Source organism: Janthinobacterium sp. FT14W (genome assembly GCF_009208755.1).
Taxonomy (GTDB): domain Bacteria; phylum Pseudomonadota; class Gammaproteobacteria; order Burkholderiales; family Burkholderiaceae_D; genus Janthinobacterium; species Janthinobacterium violaceinigrum.
In genome coordinates, this window is the sequence record NZ_WFLL01000035.1 from 1 (window position 1) to 15,818 (window position 15,818).

Below are 15,818 nucleotides of genomic sequence, written 5' to 3' on the forward strand. Positions count from 1 at the left end.
CCTGGGCGATGGCACGGGGGTCGCCCGCGCCGCGCGCCTGGGCGGCGCGGTTGACGGTGTCGGCTGCCAGGCGCACGAACTGCCTGGCGCCCTCGAATTCGCGGTCCTCGTTCGACGACGCTTCCGCTTCCAGCCCCAGCGCGCTGCCCGCTGCCGAGGCCAGGCCGCTGCCGATCTTGGCCCCCAGCGGGCCGCCGAAATAGCCGCCGATGGCGCCGCCCGCCAGCGGGATGGCCTTCTTCGCCACGCCCTTGAGCACGCCGCCGATCGCCTGGCCCACGGGCGACTTGATGATGCCGCCCGCCACCGATGCGGCCTTGCGCAGGAAATTGCCGAGAAACTGTTCCAGCTCCGCTTCATTGCTGACCGACAGCAGCTCATTGGCCAGCTCCATCTCCTCGGCCTCGGAAAACATGGCGTTCGCCCCGCCCTCGCCGCTCCACTCGCCCTGGCCAAACTCGAACTGTTCCGCCTCAAAGCCGGACATCTCCTGCCCGTATTCCAGGGTCGTACGATCTATGTCATGCATGATGAACTCCTCAAAGTTAACACCTCGGTTGACACCTCTGTTGACGCCACAGCGCCGGACCAGCCGGCCGTCCGGCTAACAATCGAGCACGACGATGTGCCCGCCCTCGCGGCGCCAGCGGCCAGCGTCCCGCCCTGGCGTGTGCGCCGCCTGTCTGAGCAAGCCTGGCGCCCTGCTGCGTGCCACTTGCAGCAGGGCCGCCTGCACGCGTGCCCCGGGTGCGCGCGCGCCCGCGGCGCCGTCCTGCGCCAGCGCCGTGTTGACGGCATCGATCAGATGCACGACCTGGCGCGCCAGTTCGAATTCCTTGTCTTCCGGACTCAAGCCTTCCAGCTCCATGCCGAAGATGCGCGCAGCGCGCCGCTTGAGCACCTGCGGCGCGCCCCCATGCAGGGGCAGCAGGGGCGCCACCACCTTGCCCAGCAGCTGGCGCAGCGGCCCTTCCAGCGGCGTGCCGCGCACTTGCCGGCCCGCCGCCGTGGCGTCCAGCTGGCGCGCCAGGTAGGCGTCGAACTGGGAAGGCGCCTGCAGTTCCAGCAGGTGCGCGGCCAGCGCCAGCGCATCCTCCTGCTGCAGCGCCAGCATGCCCCGCACTTCAGGCAGTTCCATTTCGGGACGATAGGCGAGCAGGCGGCTGGTCATGGCGGGCTCCGGTGAAAGACGGGCGAGTGGTCCATGCCTGCCTGACGCAAGGGCCATGCCAGCGATTGCGGGAAGGGGCGGCGGGGGACGGCGGGGCAAATGGCGAATGGCGTTTCGCCGATGACGTAAAAACCATCGTTTCCAGCGAAGCGAGTTTCGTTGTCAAGATGAGCTTTCAAACAAGCTTAATCGGCAGGAATGATTACGTCGCCTATCCGCCACAGTGCCTGGAACCGGCAAAAAATATTTTTCATTTTCAAAAAACAAAGTTCGCTCTATGCCGGCGAAAACAGCGCAAACACCGCCTCAACGTCAGTCAAAAATAAACGTGGCCAACACGTAAATAGTTAATTGCAAACAGAATTTTGGTAGGCAAGCCCTACAATTAACGGGCCAGAATTTGATTGCCTGAAAGAAACTAAATGACTGATCCGACTTTGCGCCGTTTGCTGGCCATCACCTTATTCAGCCTGCTTGCCGCCTGCGGCGGTGGCGGTGGCGGCGACAGCAAGACCGGCGCCACGCAGAACCCCGACGTATCGGTGGTGCCGCCAACGACCACCGCCCCCGGCACCTCGCCCGGCGATACCATACCGCCGCCCCCGCTGACCACGCCGCCGGCCAATCAGGCGGCCACCTTCAGCCGCGCGGAAGCATCGCGCTTCCTGGGGCGCGCCACGTTTGGCCCGGACATGGCGGCCATCGACGCGCTGGCGGCCAGCGACAGCGATGCCTGGTTCCGCACGCAGTTTTCCATGCCGCAAACCTTGCACCGCAAATACATCGACGCCAAGTATTCGGCCGCCGGTACGGCGGCCACCAAGGCCGTGCCTAACGACTTTTATGAATCGTTCTGGCAGCAGGCCGTGCGCGGCGATGACCAGTTGCGCCAGCGCGTGGCCTTTGCCCTGTCGGAAATTTTCGTCGTCTCCACGCAAAACGAGGCCGTGTGGCCGCAGACGCGGGGCGTGGCCAGTTATTACGACATGCTGGGCCAGTACGCGTTCGGCAACTTCCGCACCCTGCTGCAAGGCGTGGCCACCCATCCGATGATGGGCTTGTACCTGTCCCACCTGCGCAACCAGAAGGAATCGGCCACGCGCACGCCCGATGAAAATTTCGCGCGCGAAGTGATGCAGTTATTTACCATCGGCCTGTACCAGCTGAACGCGGATGGCTCATTGAAATTGTCCGGCGGCAAACCCATCGACACCTATACGCGCGACGACGTGAGCGGCCTGGCGAAAGTGTTTACGGGCTGGAGCTGGGCGGGTCCGGACCAGGCCGCGAACCGTTTTTATGGCAGCGTGGCCGATCCGGACCGCGACTGGAAACCGATGCAGAACTATGCGGCGTTCCACTCCACCAGCGAAAAGCGCTTTCTCGGCGTAAGCGCGGCCGCTGCCGGCGGCGGCGAGGCGGACATGGCGCTGGCCCTCGACACCCTGTTCAACCACCCGAATGTGGGCCCCTTCTTTGGCCGCCAGCTGATCCAGCGGCTCGTCACCAGCAATCCCAGCCCCGCCTATGTGGGCCGGGTCGCGGCTGCCTTTGCCAACAATGGCTCGGGCGTGCGCGGCGACATGCAGGCCGTGATCCGCGCCGTGCTGCTGGACCCCGAAGCGCTGGCGCCCGCCGGCAGCACCCTGCGCACGGGCAAGCTGCGCGAGCCGCTTGTGCGTCTGGGCAACTGGATGCGCGCCTTCAACGCCAAGGATGCGGCCTTGCAGTACCGCATCTATTACCTCAGCGATCCGCTGGCGGGACTGGGCCAGAATCCCATGAACGCGCCGTCCGTCTTCAACTACTTCCGCCCCTCGTACGTGCCGCCCAACTCGGCGCTGGCAACGGCGGGCCTGGTGGCGCCGGAAATGCAGATCACGTCGGAGCCGTCCGTGACCGGCTACCTGAACTTCATGCAGGACGCCATCCGCGGCGGCGTGGGCGAAAGCCTGGCCGTGCGGGCCGACTACTCGGCCGAACTGGCCCTGGCCGACCAGCCGGACGCCTTGCTGGAGCGGGTCAACTTGCTGTTGATGTCCGGCAACATGTCGTCCAGGCTGCGCACGAAAATCCTCTCGGCCGTCACGAGCATCGCGATTCCCGCCGCCAGCGGCAGCAATGCCGCGCAAGTGACGACGGCCAAGACCTACCGCGTGCAACTGGCCATTTTCCTGGCCATGGCCTCGCCTGAATACCTGGTTCAAAAATAAGGAAGCAGCATGACCATCACCTCCCATTTCTCACGCCGCCGCTTCCTCGGTTCCATGCTGGGCCTGGCCGGCAGCACGGCCGCGCCATTCGCCCTCAACCTGGCCGCCATGGGCCAGGCCGCGGCCCAGTCCGCCGGCGATTACAAGGCCCTCGTGTGCCTGTTCATGGCCGGCGGCAACGATACCTTCAACACGGTGCTGGCCACCGACACGCCGTCCTGGAGCGAATACCTGCGCTTGCGCAACACGGGCGGCAACGACTCGATCCACCTGCCCGGCGTGGGCGAAACGGGCGGCGTGCTGCCCATCGTGCCCGCCACGCCGCAGGCTGGCCGCAGCTTCGCCCTGCATCCCTCGCTCGCCCCCGTGAAAGACCTGTTCGACGGCGGCCGTGCCGCCATCGTCGCCAATGTGGGCACCCTGATCCAGCCCGTGACCCTGGCGCAATACAAGGCAGGCAATGTGGCACTGCCGCCGAAACTGTTTTCGCATAACGACCAGCAATCGACCTGGCAATCGGGCTTGCCGGAAGGCGCCAGCGTGGGCTGGGGCGGCCGCCTGGGCGACCTGCTGGGCACGGGCAACGCCAATGCCACGTTCACGGCCATCTCGGCCGCATCCAACGCCCTGTTCCTCAGCGGGCGCCAGGTGCGCCAGTTCCAGGTGGGACAGGCGGGCGCCGTGCCGATCCGCAATATCGGCGGCAACGGCTATCTGTTCGGCACCACCCAGGGCGAGACGGCCTTGCGCGACATCATCAGCACGGCGGGCGACGACATGATGGAACAGGAACACGTGGCGACGGTGCAGCGCGCCATTTCCAGCCAGAGCGTGCTGAGCGGCGCCATGCTGGCGGCCGGCGCGGGCGGCGTGCCCAATCCGCCGCCCTACGTCAACCCGAACACGGGCGCATCCAGCGTCAACCAGCTGGCCGTGCAGTTGCAGACCGTGGCGCGCATCATCGGCGGACGGGGCGCCCTGGGGGCGAAACGGCAAGTGTTTTATGTGACCTTGGGCAGTTTCGACACGCATGACCGCCAGAAGGAGCTGCATGGCGACCTGATGGCGCGCCTGGCGCACGCGCTCGCGTATTTCGACGCCACCCTGGCCGCCCTGCAGGGCGCCGACGTGCGGCCCCAGGTGACGACGTTTACGGCGTCGGACTTCGGCCGCACCTTCAGCAGCAATGGCGACGGCACGGATCACGGCTGGGGCGCCCACCACTTTGTCGTGGGCGGCGCCGTGAAGGGCCGCGACATCTACGGCGCCTTCCCCGTCACGGGCCTGGGCCATGCGCTGGACGTGGGTTCCGGCGCCCTGCTGCCGACCACGTCCGTCGACCAGTATGGCGCCACCCTGGCCAAGTGGTTCGGCATGGCCGACAGCCAGCTGGCCGACGTGTTCCCGAACATCGGCAACTTCAGCCAGCGCGACCTGGGTTTTATGACGGTAACTTAACCATTCACGGCGACCACCAGGGTGACGACGTAGCCATCCGTGGCGTTGCCCGTCACCGTGGCCATCTGCAGGCTGGTGCCGTCGCTGAACACATTGTCGGTGGCGTAGCTGATCTGTGCCAGGTTGCGCACGCTGGCCGTGTAGCCGCTGGCCGTGTAGGCCTCGTTTAACGTTGCCATCGGGAACGTGAACTGCGAGGTCTTGATGCGGTTCGCGGCGCTGGCCGCCTTGGCCAGGCTGGGATAGACCTCGAAATGCACGTGCGGCATGCGCCCCGCATAGCAGCCGGGAAAGATGGTCGTAAACGCCAGGTTGCCGGCGCTGTCCGTTTCCTGCACCCCGCGCAGGTAATTCTGCGCCGTCACGCCGCTCGAATACAGCGAATACAGGCCTTCGCGGTCGCAATGCCACAGGTAGACGGCATAGCCGGCCAGGCCGGCGCAACTGCCGCTGGCGTTGAGCAACTGCAACTTGATCGTCAGCGGCACGCCTGCCGCCACGCCCGTGGCGCCATTGAAACTGGCGCGGATATCGCTGCGCACCACGCCCGACTGGTTCAGCACGTTGATGATGCTGCCGCCATTCGTATTCGTGCCATCGGCCGGATACGGTCCCCCTGTTTCCTCGGGAATCACCGTGCAGGCGCCCGCTACCGGCTGCGTGACGGCGCCCGAGGCGCCGGAGCTGTCCGTGCCGGCGGTGCTGCCTGTCGCCGTGGCGCCGGCGTCCGTGCCGCCGCCGCAGCTGACCAGGGGCACGGCGGCGGCGCCCGCCAGCAGCCAGCGCAGCACCTGCCGCCGCTCGGCCGCCTGCCGTCCCATCATTTCGAGGTCGGATGCCAGACCGTGATCATGTAATTCCATAAATACTCCATCAAGTGGGGCAAGCCCGCCAATGCGGGGCTCAGGCTGGCGCACAGGAACAGCGCCTGCGTGGCCCGCTGCGCGAGCGCCTTCCTGGCGGCAAGGGCGAGCTTGCGTTCCATGGTTCAGGCCGTTGTATTGACCAGGTTGCCGCTGGCGGACAGGCTGCCCGACAGCGCCTGCAGGAAACCGCTCAGTTTGCTACTGCTGCCCGTGCCCGTGCGGCCCTCGTCGCCGCCCAGCGCGCCGAGCAGGCTGGCAAAACTGGATTGCAAGTCCGTCACGCTGCTGTCCGTGCTGTCGCTGCCATCGCTGCTGGACGACGAAAGTTTTTGCAGCAGGCTTTGCAGGTCGGACTCGATATTGCCGGGACCGCCTCCGCGCGCGCCACCGCCGGGCGGCGGTCCCGACGGGGGCGCGCCGCCCTCCTCCTGTCCGCCCTTACTGCCACCGCCTTGCGCATGCAGGCTGCCCATCAGCTGGTGCAGGAAGGCGCCCAGCGCCTGGCCCACGTCGCCGCTGCTACCCGTGCCGCCGGCGCTGTCCGTGGCGCTGTCGCTGGCGTCGACCGATACGCCGATCGACGACAAGGCGCTGGAAATGGCGTCGAGAAACGCGCCATCGTCGGGCTTTTGCGGCCGCGTGCCGCCGGTATTGCTGGTGCTGCCGGTGCTGCCGGTGCTGCCGACGCTGCTGCCGCCTAGGCGGCTGAACGCGCTCAGCTGGCTGGCGGCGCTGTTCGAACTCAAGGCACTGATGCTCATGCTCGCTCTCCTTGTCGCTTATTGGGGATGGCGCGGGCCGGGACGGCTGTCGCGCCGCTGCTGCGCCTGCTTGCGCTGTTCCGGCGTCAGCACGGCCAGCAATTGCTGCTCCAGCCGCGCCTGCTGCAAGCTGATCGCCGCCATGGCTTGCGCCGCCGTGCTTGCCAAGGCGCTGGCCTTCGCATCGTCGTAGGCGCCGGACGCGGCCAGTTCGCGCAGCTGCGCATGGGCCTTGTAGGCGATCTTTTCCTGTTCCCGCAGCAAGGGCGCCTGGGCATAGGTGGCGGCGAAGACCTTGTCCTGCTGCGCCTCGCTCAGCTCGATGCCGCGCAGGAAGGGCGGCAAGCCTTGCGCGCCGGGTCCGCCCGGGCCGTGGCCGAAGGCGGGCGGCGGGCCGTCCATGGCGCGTGGCGGCGGGCCGTCCGGCGCCGGGGTCTGCTGGGCCAGTGCGACCAGCGGCATGCTGCAGGCGGACAGCAGCAACAGCGATACTGCGATACTCAGGTATTTCATCGGGCTTTCCTTTCGTGGCGATCAGCCCTGATTGTCGGCGTCTGGCGTGTAAAGCAACGTTAGGACCGCGTAAAAGCGTGTAAAGGAAGGGGCTGGAATGTAAGCAGACGTATGTAAAAGCGGGTAAAACCGCCCTGAACAGCCCCCTTTGACTGCTATCATCGGGCGATATTCACCCGAAAAAAGCACAGGCATGAGCAAGGTTTTGTTAATCGATGACGACGTGGAGCTGGTCGGCATGTTCCAGGAATACCTGACGCAGGAAGGTTTCGACGCGCGCGCCGTGCATGACGGCGAAAGCGGCGCGGCCGAAGCGCTGACGGGCCTGTACGCCATCGCCGTCCTCGACGTCATGATGCCGCGCATGAATGGCCTGGAAACCCTGCGCCGCATCCGCGCCGGCAGCAACCTGCCCATCCTGATGCTGACGGCGCGCGGCGACGACACGGACCGCATCGTGGGCCTGGAGCTGGGCGCCGACGATTACGTCACCAAGCCCTGCACGCCGCGCGAGCTGACGGCCCGCATCCGCGCCATCCTGCGCCGCGCGCAAGCGGCGCCGCCCGACGGCGCGGGCCCGGCGCCGCTGGCCGTGGGCCAGTTGACGATGTGGCCAGAGCAACGCCGCGCTTCCTGGGCCGGCGCCCACCTGGAACTGACGAGCACGGAATTCAACCTGCTGGAAGTGCTGGTGCGCCACGCGGGCAAGCCCGTGAGCAAGAATCAATTGTCCGAACTGGGCCTGGGCCGGCCCATGGCACGCTTCGACCGCAATATCGACGTGCACCTGAGCAGCCTGCGCCGCAAGCTGGGCAGCCTGGCCGACGGCCGTTCCTGCCTGCAGACCGTCTACCGTCTCGGCTATCAGTTGATCAAGGAGTAAGCGTGGGCCGTCTGTTCTGGAAGTTTTTTCTGTGCATCATGCTCGCGCAAGTGACGGCCACCATCGGCATCGGCGGCACCTTCTGGCTGAAAAACCGCGCCGCGCAGCAGGAGCGTGCCCTTGACATCGACACCAGCCCGCCTGCCCAGATGGCCATCGAAGCGGCCAGCGCCACCCTGGAAGCGGGCGGCAGCAAGGCCTTGCAGCAATTCCTCGGCAAGATGGAGCGCATGCGCGTGTTTGCCGTCGATGCCCAAGGGCAAGAACTGATGGGCCGCACGGTCCATCCGGCGATACTGGCCAAGGCGCGCGCACTGCTGGCGCAAGGCTTGCCCCACGCCGTGGTGCGCGAGGTCAGCGGCAGCGACGGCGCGCGTTATCTGCTGTTCCTGCCCTCGTCCGTCCGCTTTCGCACTGCCGAGGCAGGCGCCGCGCGCGATACGCTCAATGCCGTCACCCTGAGCGGCCCCCGCGCCATGAGCGGGCCCCGTGCCGATGCGTCCGGCATGCCGCCGCCCCGCCCCGATTTCCAGCGCGGGCCGCCGCCCGGTCCCCGCATGGACAGCCCCTACCGCACCTTCATTCCTCTGGCCGCCGCCATCGCCGCCAGCCTGCTGTTCTCCTTCCTGCTGGCCTGGTATTTTGCGCGCCCCATCCGCGACTTGCGGCAAGCGTTCGAAGCCGCTTCGCACGGCGACCTGGCGCCCCGCTTTCACGCCAGCGGCAAGCGCGGCGATGAATTGACGGACCTGGGACGCGATTTCGACCGCATGACCAGCCGTTTGCGCAACCTCATGGATAGCCAGACGCGCTTGCTGCACGATGTGTCGCACGAGCTGCGCTCGCCGCTGGCGCGCTTGCAGGCAGCCATCGGCCTGGCGCACCAGCAGCCGGACAAGATGGATGCCTCGATGCAGCGCATCGAGCGCGAAGGCGAACGCATGGACAAGCTGATCGGCGAGCTGCTGACCCTGTCGCGGCTGGAAGCGGGCGCCGGCTCCCCCCTCAGCGAAGACGTCGGCATCGCCGACCTGCTGCACGACATTATGGAAGACGCCCGCTACGAAGCGAAGGCGCGCCAGGTGGACATCGCCCTGGCGGGCGACGCGGCCATCGCCGACGCTGCCGTCACGGGCAGGCCGGAACTGCTGGCGCGCGCCGTGGAAAACGTGGTGCGCAATGCCGTCAAGCATAGCCCCGATGGCGGCACGGTGGAAGTGAATCTGTCGCGCCTGCATGACGGCAAGCAGGATCTGCTGCGCATCGCCGTGCTGGACCGGGGGCCCGGCGTGGCCAGCGCCGACCTGGCCCGCATCTTCCAGCCGTTCTTCCGCGCCAGCAATACCCAGCACAGCACGGACGGCCATGGCCTGGGCCTGGCCATCGCCCAGCACGTGATCAGCGCCCATGGCGGGCGCATCGGCGCCAGCTTGCGCAGCGGTGGCGGGCTGTGCGTGGAAATGCTGTTGCCCGTCAAGACGCCAGGCTGAGCTATCGTCAGCCTGGCGGCGGGCGGGGTCCGGGACCTCGTTAGGCCTGCGTGTCGATGATGCTGCCCAGGGTGGACGAGCTTGATTTGGCCGGGTTCGTCGCCGTATCGGCGCTGCTGGCCGCAGGCGTCTCTTGCTGCGCCGCCTGTTGCGCGGCCGCCGCTTGCAACTGAGCGATTTGCGCCTGCAAGGCCTGGATCTGCTGCGCCAGCTGCTGCTGCAGCTTTTGCGACGCCTCCGTCTGCTCGCCCTTCTGCGATTCCGTCAACTGCTTTTGCGCCGCCGTGATCTGCTTTTGCAGCGCCGCGATCTGCGCACTGCTGCCCGAACTGGCGCTTCCCGCCGCGCTGGCCGTGCCGACCGCGCTGCCTGAACCGATTGCCGCTACCATGCTGCCTCCTGAATGTTTCGATACCAAGGTTAACGGCAGGCCTGAGCGTGGATGTAGTGGCGCGCGTGTAAAGACAGGTAAAGAGCGCTGCCGGTACGTACTCTTGCTCCTGGGCACAAAAAACTGGCACACTGGCGCTTCCCCAGCCACGCCTTGATCAGATCGCCATGCCCCTGCTGCCCGCCCTGCCCGACCTCGTGCCCCGCCAGCGCTGCGGCGTGATCGAGTTTCCCGTCCACCACATGCGCGGCGGCACGTCGACGGGCCTGGTCCTGCATGCATCGTCCGTGCCGGCCGACCTGGCCCTGCGCGAGGAATTGCTGCGCCACCTGATGGGCGTGCCCCAGTCCGGCCGCCAGGCGGGCAACCGGCAGATCACGGGCCTGGGACGGGGCGCGCCGACCAGCAACAAGGTCTTCCTGGCCGAGGTGGAACGGCACGCGGGCCAGCCGCGCCTGGTCAGCACCCTGGCCCAGCTGGCCGGCGAGCACGGGAATATCGATTGGAACGTGAACTGCGGCAATATGTCGTCCGCCCTGCAACTGTGGGGCCTGGACAGCGGCGTGATCGAGGCGCTGGCCATCGGCGCGCACGACATCGATATCCGCAACACCAACACGGGCGTCATCACCACCTCGCGCATGGTGCGCGAACTGGACGGCAGTTTTACGGCGAGCAGCATTCCCGGCGTGCCCGGCAGCTTCCCCCGCGTGGACCTGTTCATGCAGCAGCCCGCAGGCGCCAAGACGGGAAAATTACTACCGACAGGCAAGGCGCAAGACCAGGTGCACGGCTATGACGTCTCGTGCGTGGACGTGGCCGTGCCCATGGTCATCGCACTGGCCAGCCAGTTCGGCAAGACGGCGCGGGAAGCGGTACAGGAACTGGAGGCGGACCCCGCTTTCATGCAAGCCATCCGCCAGGTGTGGAGCGGGGCGGGACTGTTGATGGGCTTGCGGCGGCGCGATGGCGAACCGATGACATTGGAAGAACTGGAACGCAACGAAACCATCCCCAAGTTCTGCATCGTGGGCGCGGCTACGGGAGAGGGAAATATTGCGGTACGGTACTTTACGCCCCAGGCGGGCCATGCTTCGCTGGCCGTCTCGGGCGGCTGCTGCCTGGCGGCGGCCTGCCTGATACCGGGCACGGTGGCGCATGCGCTGGCGCGCGGCGTGCCGCCCGTCGGGCAGGCGGATGCGGAGATCGAGATCGGCATCGCAAACCCGGCCGGCATCCTGGACACCACCATCGTGGCGCGCCAGGCAGGAAACGCCATCGCCATCCACGGCGCGGCCTACCGGCGCAGCACGCAAATCTTGCTGCGCGGCCATGTTCCCCTGTACCAGCCGTCAGCCGCGCTGAAAGCGTGGCTGCTGAAACAACTGTGAGGTGAGGCTGGGGGCTGGCGCCCCACCCTTCAATCCGTCAGGTCTTCGGCAGGGTCACGCCTACTTGGCCCTGGTACTTGCCGCCGCGGTCCTTGTACGACGTTTCGCACACTTCATCGGATTCGAAGAACAGCACTTGCGCCACGCCTTCGTTGGCGTAGATTTTCGCCGGCAACGGCGTCGTGTTCGAAAACTCCAGGGTCACATAGCCTTCCCATTCCGGTTCGAACGGGGTGACGTTGACGATGATGCCGCAGCGCGCATAGGTGCTCTTGCCCAGGCAAATGGTCAGCACATTGCGGGGAATGCGGAAATATTCCACGGTACGGGCCAGCGCGAACGAGTTCGGCGGGATGATGCAATAGCCCTTGCCGGACACGTCGACGAAGTTGTTCGCGTCAAAATCCTTGGGATCGACGATGGTGGTGTTGATATTGGTAAACAATTTGAACTCGTCGGCGCAGCGGATGTCATAGCCATAGCTGGACGTACCGTAGGACACGATGCGGTTGCCGTCGCGTTCCTTGATCTGGCCCGGTTCGAACGGCTCGATCATGCCCGTTGTTTCCGCCATGCGGCGTATCCATTTATCGCTTTTAATCGTCATCGCAGGGGTATCTTTCTAGAATATCGGAATGGCGGGGGCCGCGCGCCTGGTGCAGGCACGGCCCGAATGGCAGGATTTTACGCGAAAAACCGCCACTTTTGGCCCTTGCCCGCTGAAAATCCTTGCCAGTCGGCTAGTGTTTAGCCAACAGCGAGGCGATCATCTCGCGCACCACTTGCGCCGTCAGTTCCGGATTTTCCATTGGAAACAAATGGCCGCCCGGCACCTGGCGGAAAAACTTGCCGACCAGCTTGCGCGTGGCCGTCAAGCCCGCCTGGCGGCATTCCACCGATTCCGTGCCGCCGATAAAGCCGATGGGCACGGGAAGGCCATCCTTGACGAGGTCGCCGATATGGTGCGGCAGGCTGCGGTAGACGTCCGTTTCCACTTCGCGCGTAAAGCGCAGCTGCACCCCTTCCGGATGCGGCGCCAGGCCGCTGTCTATGTAGTCGCGCAACACTTGCGGCGCCCAGATGGCGAACATGTCCTTGGCGGCAAAGTGTTCATACGCGGCTTGCGCATCGGGCCACAGCTTGCGCCGCCGGGCGGAAAAACGGGCGGGAGAGTAACGCTCGCCCAGCGCCGTGTTGCGCGCCAGGCGCACCAGCATGGCGCGCCAGCCCGCCACCACGGGCGAATCGAGCAAGACCACGCAGCGCACCAGGTCGGGCCGCTGCTTGGCCACCATCACGCTGAGCATGCCGCCCAGCGAATGGCCGACGAGGATCACGGGCGCCGTATAACGGCGCTCCAGCTCGTCGATATACTCGCGCACCAGCTCTGGCCAGCCCGTGCTGACGGGGTATTCAGGGTCGTGCGCATGCATGTCGAGCGCCTGCACGTCGTAGTGCTGGCCCAGCAAACCGAACAGCTTGCGGTAGGTGCCGGCAGGATAACTGTTAGCGTGGGCAAAGTGCAGTTGCGGGAGTGTCATCGTGGGACGGTGCCGGTGAATGCGATAGGCAATTGTAATGGCATGCCGGCAAGACGTATCAGAGGAAGGCCTCTAATTGCCCGCCCACGGGCGCCATGCCGGGCACGAACGAGGCCAGTACCTCGCCCAGCTCGGCGTTTGAATCCACCACGCAAAAAGCCTCGTCAAACGCATGGTGCCGGTTCATGGGATTGCGCACAATGATGCATTCCAGCCCCGCCGCATTGGCGGCGCGCAAGCCGCGCGGCGAGTCTTCCACGGCCACGCAATGGGCGGCGGCCAGGCCCAGGCGCTGCAAGCCCAGCTGGTAACCGTCGGGCGCCGGCTTGCTTTCGCCATACATTTCACGCGTCAGCACGAAATCGAAGTGGTTCAGCAAGCCCGTGGACGCATGGCTGATCCGGAAATGCTGCGCATACGCGCTGGTGACGACGCCCATGGCCACGTGCGGCCGCAGCGCCGCCAGCACGTGGCCAATGCCGGGCATGGCCAGCTGGCGCGCCTGGCGCAGGCGCTGCGCAAACCGCTCGCTACGCTCGGCGCGCAGGCGGTCGACCAGTTCGATCGCGTGGCCCTGCCCCAGCAAGACATGCCAGGCGCCATAGTTATTGTCCAGAAACCAGTCAAAGAACTGCTTCGGCGTCAGGTCTATGCCGTAGGGCAAGAGCAAGTCGCGGTTGCTTTCGTAAAACAGCTGCTCGGTGTTGACCAGCACGCCATCGTTGTCCCACAGCACGCCCTGGATGGTTTTCATGGCTTGTTGTCGTTCAAAAACTTACTTGAAGAAGATGTCGTAGGACAATTTCACGATCAACAGCACCAGCAGCACGAGGAACAAAATGCGCACGAAGGCGGCGCCGCGGCGCACGGCGATCCAGGTGCCCGTCAGGGCGCCCAGGATGTTGCACACGGCCATGGGTGCGGCCACGGCATAGACCACGTGGCCGGCGGGAATGAAAAAGGCCAGCGCGGCGATGTTGGTGGCGATATTCACCAGCTTCGAGCAGGCCGAAGCGAGGATGAAATCGAAGCCGAACACGCGGATGAACAGGAAAATCAGGAAACTGCCCGTGCCCGGTCCGAACAGGCCGTCATAAAAGCCGATGGCGCCGCCGATGGCGATGGCGAGGATGCGTTCGCGGGGGCCGATGGGCCGCGACTCGCGCATGCTGCCGAAGTCCTTCTTGATGAAGGTGTAGATGGCCATGATGATGATCAGCACGAGCACCATGGGGCGCACCACCTGCTGCGGCACGTAGGACACGGCGGCCGCGCCGATGAACGACATCACGAAGGCGCTGGCCACGGCCGGCAGCACCAGCAGCCAGGGGATGTGCACCTTGCCCACGAAAGAGCGGGCGGCAAACGTGGTGCCGCAGGCGGAGGCGAATTTATTGGTGCCCAGCAAGGAAGTCGACGCCATGTTCGGCATCAGGTTGAACAGGGCCGGCAACTGTATCAGCCCGCCCCCGCCCACGGCTGCATCGATGAGGCCGGCAAAGAAGGCGAATAAACACAGCAGCGAGATGGTCAGCATGATAGGCAGCAAGGAATGGGCGACAGCGGCAGTATAGGCGCCATGGATTTTTCCGGATGCAACTTCAAATTTCGGAAAACGCAATCAGGCGTAACGCTTGACGGAATGCGCCCCGTGCGGTCTACTGGCCTCTTTTGCCGGGAGCGCGCAATGTCGATGAAATTGATGTGGGAAATCCGCGCCTTCTGCACCGTGGTGGAAAAACGCAGCTTCATCCATGCGGCGCGCATGCTGGGACGCTCGCCGTCGGCCGTCACGCGCGCCATCCAGTTCCTCGAAGACGCCATCGGCGCCGAGCTGATCCTGCGCACGCAAAAACAGTTCACCCTGACGACGGCCGGCGAAACGTATTACGCGTCGGCCAAGCACTTGCTGGAAACGCAGGCCGAGGCGGAAGATCAGTTGGCCGAGCTGAGCAACTCGCCGCAAGGCTGGGTGCGCCTGTCGGCGCCGGAAATCCTGTCGCTGGGCTTCCTGCCCAAGGTGGTGGCGCAATTTTCGCGCGATTACCCGAACGTGTCGGTGGACATCCACTTCTCGGACAAATCCATCGACCCCATCCAGGAAAAGCTGGATTTCGCCATCCGCGGCGCCTTTCCCCAGTCCAGCGAACTGATCGGATATCCCCTGTGGAATTACCGCCGCTACATGTACGCTTCGCCCGGCTATATCGCCCGCATGGGCGCGCCCGAAGAACCGGAAGAGCTGGCCGGCCACGACATCATCATGCACTCGGCCCCCCGCATCCTGCGCGACTGGCATTTCGTCTCCGGCGAGCGCAACGTGCGCTACCAGGTGCAACCGCGTTTCCGCTTCACCTCGGGCATCGCCACCTTCCAGGCGGCACTGGAAGGCGCCGGCATCGTGCGCCTGGCCAGCTGGCTGGCCGAGCCCGCCGTGGCCGCCGGCACCCTGCGCAGGGTCTGTACGGCGTACCGGCTGACGTCGTCGAAAGAGCTCGATCCCAGCATCCATGCCGTCTACGGCAGCTCGCGCATGGCCAAGGGGGCGCGGCTGTTTCTCGAATATGTGCGGCAAAAAGGAATGGAAATACCGGATGAACGGGGAATATAGCGCCTATTGCGCGACGATGGCATCGCTGTACACGGCGAAGTCGGCGCCGTCGAAGACAAAGCCGGCCACCTCGCGCATGCCCAGCCGTGCATGCGCGCGCAGCGAGCCGATATTGTCGCGCCGGATGAACAGCACCGCCTCCGCACCCCCATGCTGTGCACGCATGGCCGCGTACAGCAGCGCCAGCAAGCCCTGTCCCCGCTCCGAGTCCGCAATGCAGACGGGGCCGTAAACGTAGGCGCGCTGTCCTCCCGCATACGCCGCCAGCATGGCCAGCACCACAGGCGCTTGCGCGGTGGCCGTCGCCGCACTGAACAGCACGCCAACGACAGGCCCGGCCGCCACGCGCCGCGCCACGATGACGGGCGATGCGCCATCCGCCATACTCGTCACCTTGTCGCGCGAAAACTCGCCCGTCAGGCTGCCGCCCTGTGAGGGGGAGTTGGCTTGCAGCAAAGCCGTGATGGGGGCAATGTCGGCGGCCTGGGCCGTGCCGAGAAGATAAGCGTGGCGGGAATGGCGCAATCGG

18 protein-coding genes and 1 pseudogene are annotated in these 15,818 nt (G+C 65.7%); 7 read left to right on the forward strand and 12 right to left on the reverse strand.

Annotation, left to right across the window (positions count from 1 at the left end; all coding sequences use genetic code 11):
* Positions 1-529: pseudogene (locus GCN74_RS20745) on the reverse strand (hypothetical protein); the annotation flags it as partial.
* A 75-nt stretch (positions 530-604) separates the two neighbouring features.
* The gene (locus tag GCN74_RS20750) at positions 605-1,171 is read right to left on the reverse strand and encodes a hypothetical protein (RefSeq protein WP_152258428.1); all 567 of its coding nucleotides are present in this window, start codon (positions 1,169-1,171) and stop codon (positions 605-607) included.
* Between the two features lie 11 nt (positions 1,172-1,182).
* On the opposite strand from GCN74_RS20750, the gene GCN74_RS20755 reads away from it, so the two are divergent.
* From GCN74_RS20755 to GCN74_RS20765, 3 genes are all read left to right on the forward strand, one after another.
* On the forward strand, positions 1,183-1,497 hold the full coding sequence (locus tag GCN74_RS20755) for a hypothetical protein (RefSeq protein ID WP_152258429.1): 315 nt from the start codon (positions 1,183-1,185) through the stop codon (positions 1,495-1,497).
* A gap of 96 nt (positions 1,498-1,593) precedes the next feature.
* Entirely contained in the window at positions 1,594-3,384 is a 1,791-nt protein-coding gene (locus GCN74_RS20760) for a DUF1800 domain-containing protein (RefSeq protein WP_152258430.1), read from the forward strand.
* Between the two features lie 9 nt (positions 3,385-3,393).
* Complete coding sequence (locus GCN74_RS20765) at positions 3,394-4,842, forward strand: DUF1501 domain-containing protein (protein WP_152258431.1); 1,449 nt, start codon at positions 3,394-3,396, stop codon at positions 4,840-4,842.
* On the opposite strand, the gene GCN74_RS20770 is transcribed toward GCN74_RS20765, so the two are convergent.
* Genes GCN74_RS20770 through GCN74_RS20785 form a run of 4 tightly spaced genes read right to left on the reverse strand, consistent with a single transcriptional unit; the run spans position 4,839 to position 6,982 of the window.
* Positions 4,839-5,705, reverse strand: coding sequence for an intradiol ring-cleavage dioxygenase (locus GCN74_RS20770; protein WP_152258432.1), 867 nt, complete (start codon positions 5,703-5,705; stop codon positions 4,839-4,841). The genes GCN74_RS20765 and GCN74_RS20770 overlap by 4 nt on opposite strands.
* The gene (locus GCN74_RS28860) at positions 5,663-5,827 is read right to left on the reverse strand and encodes a hypothetical protein (protein ID WP_193317186.1); all 165 of its coding nucleotides are present in this window, start codon (positions 5,825-5,827) and stop codon (positions 5,663-5,665) included. The genes GCN74_RS20770 and GCN74_RS28860 overlap by 43 nt, the downstream gene beginning before the upstream one ends.
* 3 nt (positions 5,828-5,830) lie before the next feature.
* The gene (locus GCN74_RS28865) at positions 5,831-6,469 is read right to left on the reverse strand and encodes a hypothetical protein (protein WP_193317187.1); all 639 of its coding nucleotides are present in this window, start codon (positions 6,467-6,469) and stop codon (positions 5,831-5,833) included.
* 18 nt (positions 6,470-6,487) lie between these two features.
* A complete protein-coding gene (locus tag GCN74_RS20785; RefSeq protein WP_152258435.1) occupies positions 6,488-6,982 on the reverse strand; it encodes a Spy/CpxP family protein refolding chaperone in 495 nt (164 codons plus the stop codon).
* Between the two features lie 193 nt (positions 6,983-7,175).
* Between GCN74_RS20785 and GCN74_RS20790 the strand changes: the two genes are divergently transcribed.
* Positions 7,176-7,865: a response regulator transcription factor gene (locus GCN74_RS20790; RefSeq protein WP_152258436.1), complete on the forward strand. Its 690-nt coding sequence runs from the start codon at positions 7,176-7,178 to the stop codon at positions 7,863-7,865.
* Positions 7,866-7,867: 2 nt separating this feature from the next.
* Positions 7,868-9,355, forward strand: a complete 1,488-nt coding sequence (locus tag GCN74_RS20795; RefSeq protein WP_152258437.1) for a sensor histidine kinase — start codon at positions 7,868-7,870, stop codon at positions 9,353-9,355.
* 40 nt (positions 9,356-9,395) lie between these two features.
* Here the strand turns inward: GCN74_RS20795 and GCN74_RS28870 are convergent, their stop codons facing one another.
* Positions 9,396-9,746 (reverse strand): FlxA-like family protein, encoded by a 351-nt coding sequence (locus GCN74_RS28870; protein ID WP_193317188.1) that lies wholly within the window; start codon positions 9,744-9,746, stop codon positions 9,396-9,398.
* Between the two features lie 167 nt (positions 9,747-9,913).
* Here GCN74_RS28870 and GCN74_RS20805 point away from each other — a divergent pair, with 167 nt between their 5' ends.
* Positions 9,914-11,137 (forward strand): PrpF domain-containing protein, encoded by a 1,224-nt coding sequence (locus GCN74_RS20805; RefSeq protein ID WP_152258439.1) that lies wholly within the window; start codon positions 9,914-9,916, stop codon positions 11,135-11,137.
* Between the two features lie 37 nt (positions 11,138-11,174).
* Here GCN74_RS20805 and dcd read toward each other — a convergent pair whose 3' ends face one another.
* The 4 genes from dcd to GCN74_RS20825 all read right to left on the reverse strand — a co-directional run bounded on the left by dcd (position 11,175) and on the right by GCN74_RS20825 (position 14,215).
* On the reverse strand, positions 11,175-11,744 hold the full coding sequence (gene dcd / locus GCN74_RS20810) for a dCTP deaminase (RefSeq protein WP_152258440.1): 570 nt from the start codon (positions 11,742-11,744) through the stop codon (positions 11,175-11,177).
* Positions 11,745-11,877: 133 nt separating this feature from the next.
* Positions 11,878-12,678 carry an alpha/beta fold hydrolase gene (locus GCN74_RS20815; protein ID WP_152258441.1) on the reverse strand — a complete coding sequence of 267 codons (801 nt, stop codon included), beginning with the start codon at positions 12,676-12,678 and terminating at the stop codon, positions 11,878-11,880.
* A 58-nt stretch (positions 12,679-12,736) separates the two neighbouring features.
* Entirely contained in the window at positions 12,737-13,432 is a 696-nt protein-coding gene (locus tag GCN74_RS20820) for an HAD family hydrolase (protein ID WP_152258442.1), read from the reverse strand.
* Between the two features lie 21 nt (positions 13,433-13,453).
* Positions 13,454-14,215, reverse strand: coding sequence for a sulfite exporter TauE/SafE family protein (locus GCN74_RS20825; RefSeq protein ID WP_152258443.1), 762 nt, complete (start codon positions 14,213-14,215; stop codon positions 13,454-13,456).
* 150 nt (positions 14,216-14,365) lie between these two features.
* On the opposite strand from GCN74_RS20825, the gene GCN74_RS20830 reads away from it, so the two are divergent.
* A complete protein-coding gene (locus tag GCN74_RS20830; protein WP_152258444.1) occupies positions 14,366-15,289 on the forward strand; it encodes a LysR family transcriptional regulator in 924 nt (307 codons plus the stop codon).
* A 3-nt stretch (positions 15,290-15,292) separates the two neighbouring features.
* On the opposite strand, the gene GCN74_RS20835 is transcribed toward GCN74_RS20830, so the two are convergent.
* Positions 15,293-15,814: a GNAT family N-acetyltransferase gene (locus tag GCN74_RS20835; protein ID WP_152258445.1), complete on the reverse strand. Its 522-nt coding sequence runs from the start codon at positions 15,812-15,814 to the stop codon at positions 15,293-15,295.
* Positions 15,815-15,818: the final 4 nt, after the last annotated feature.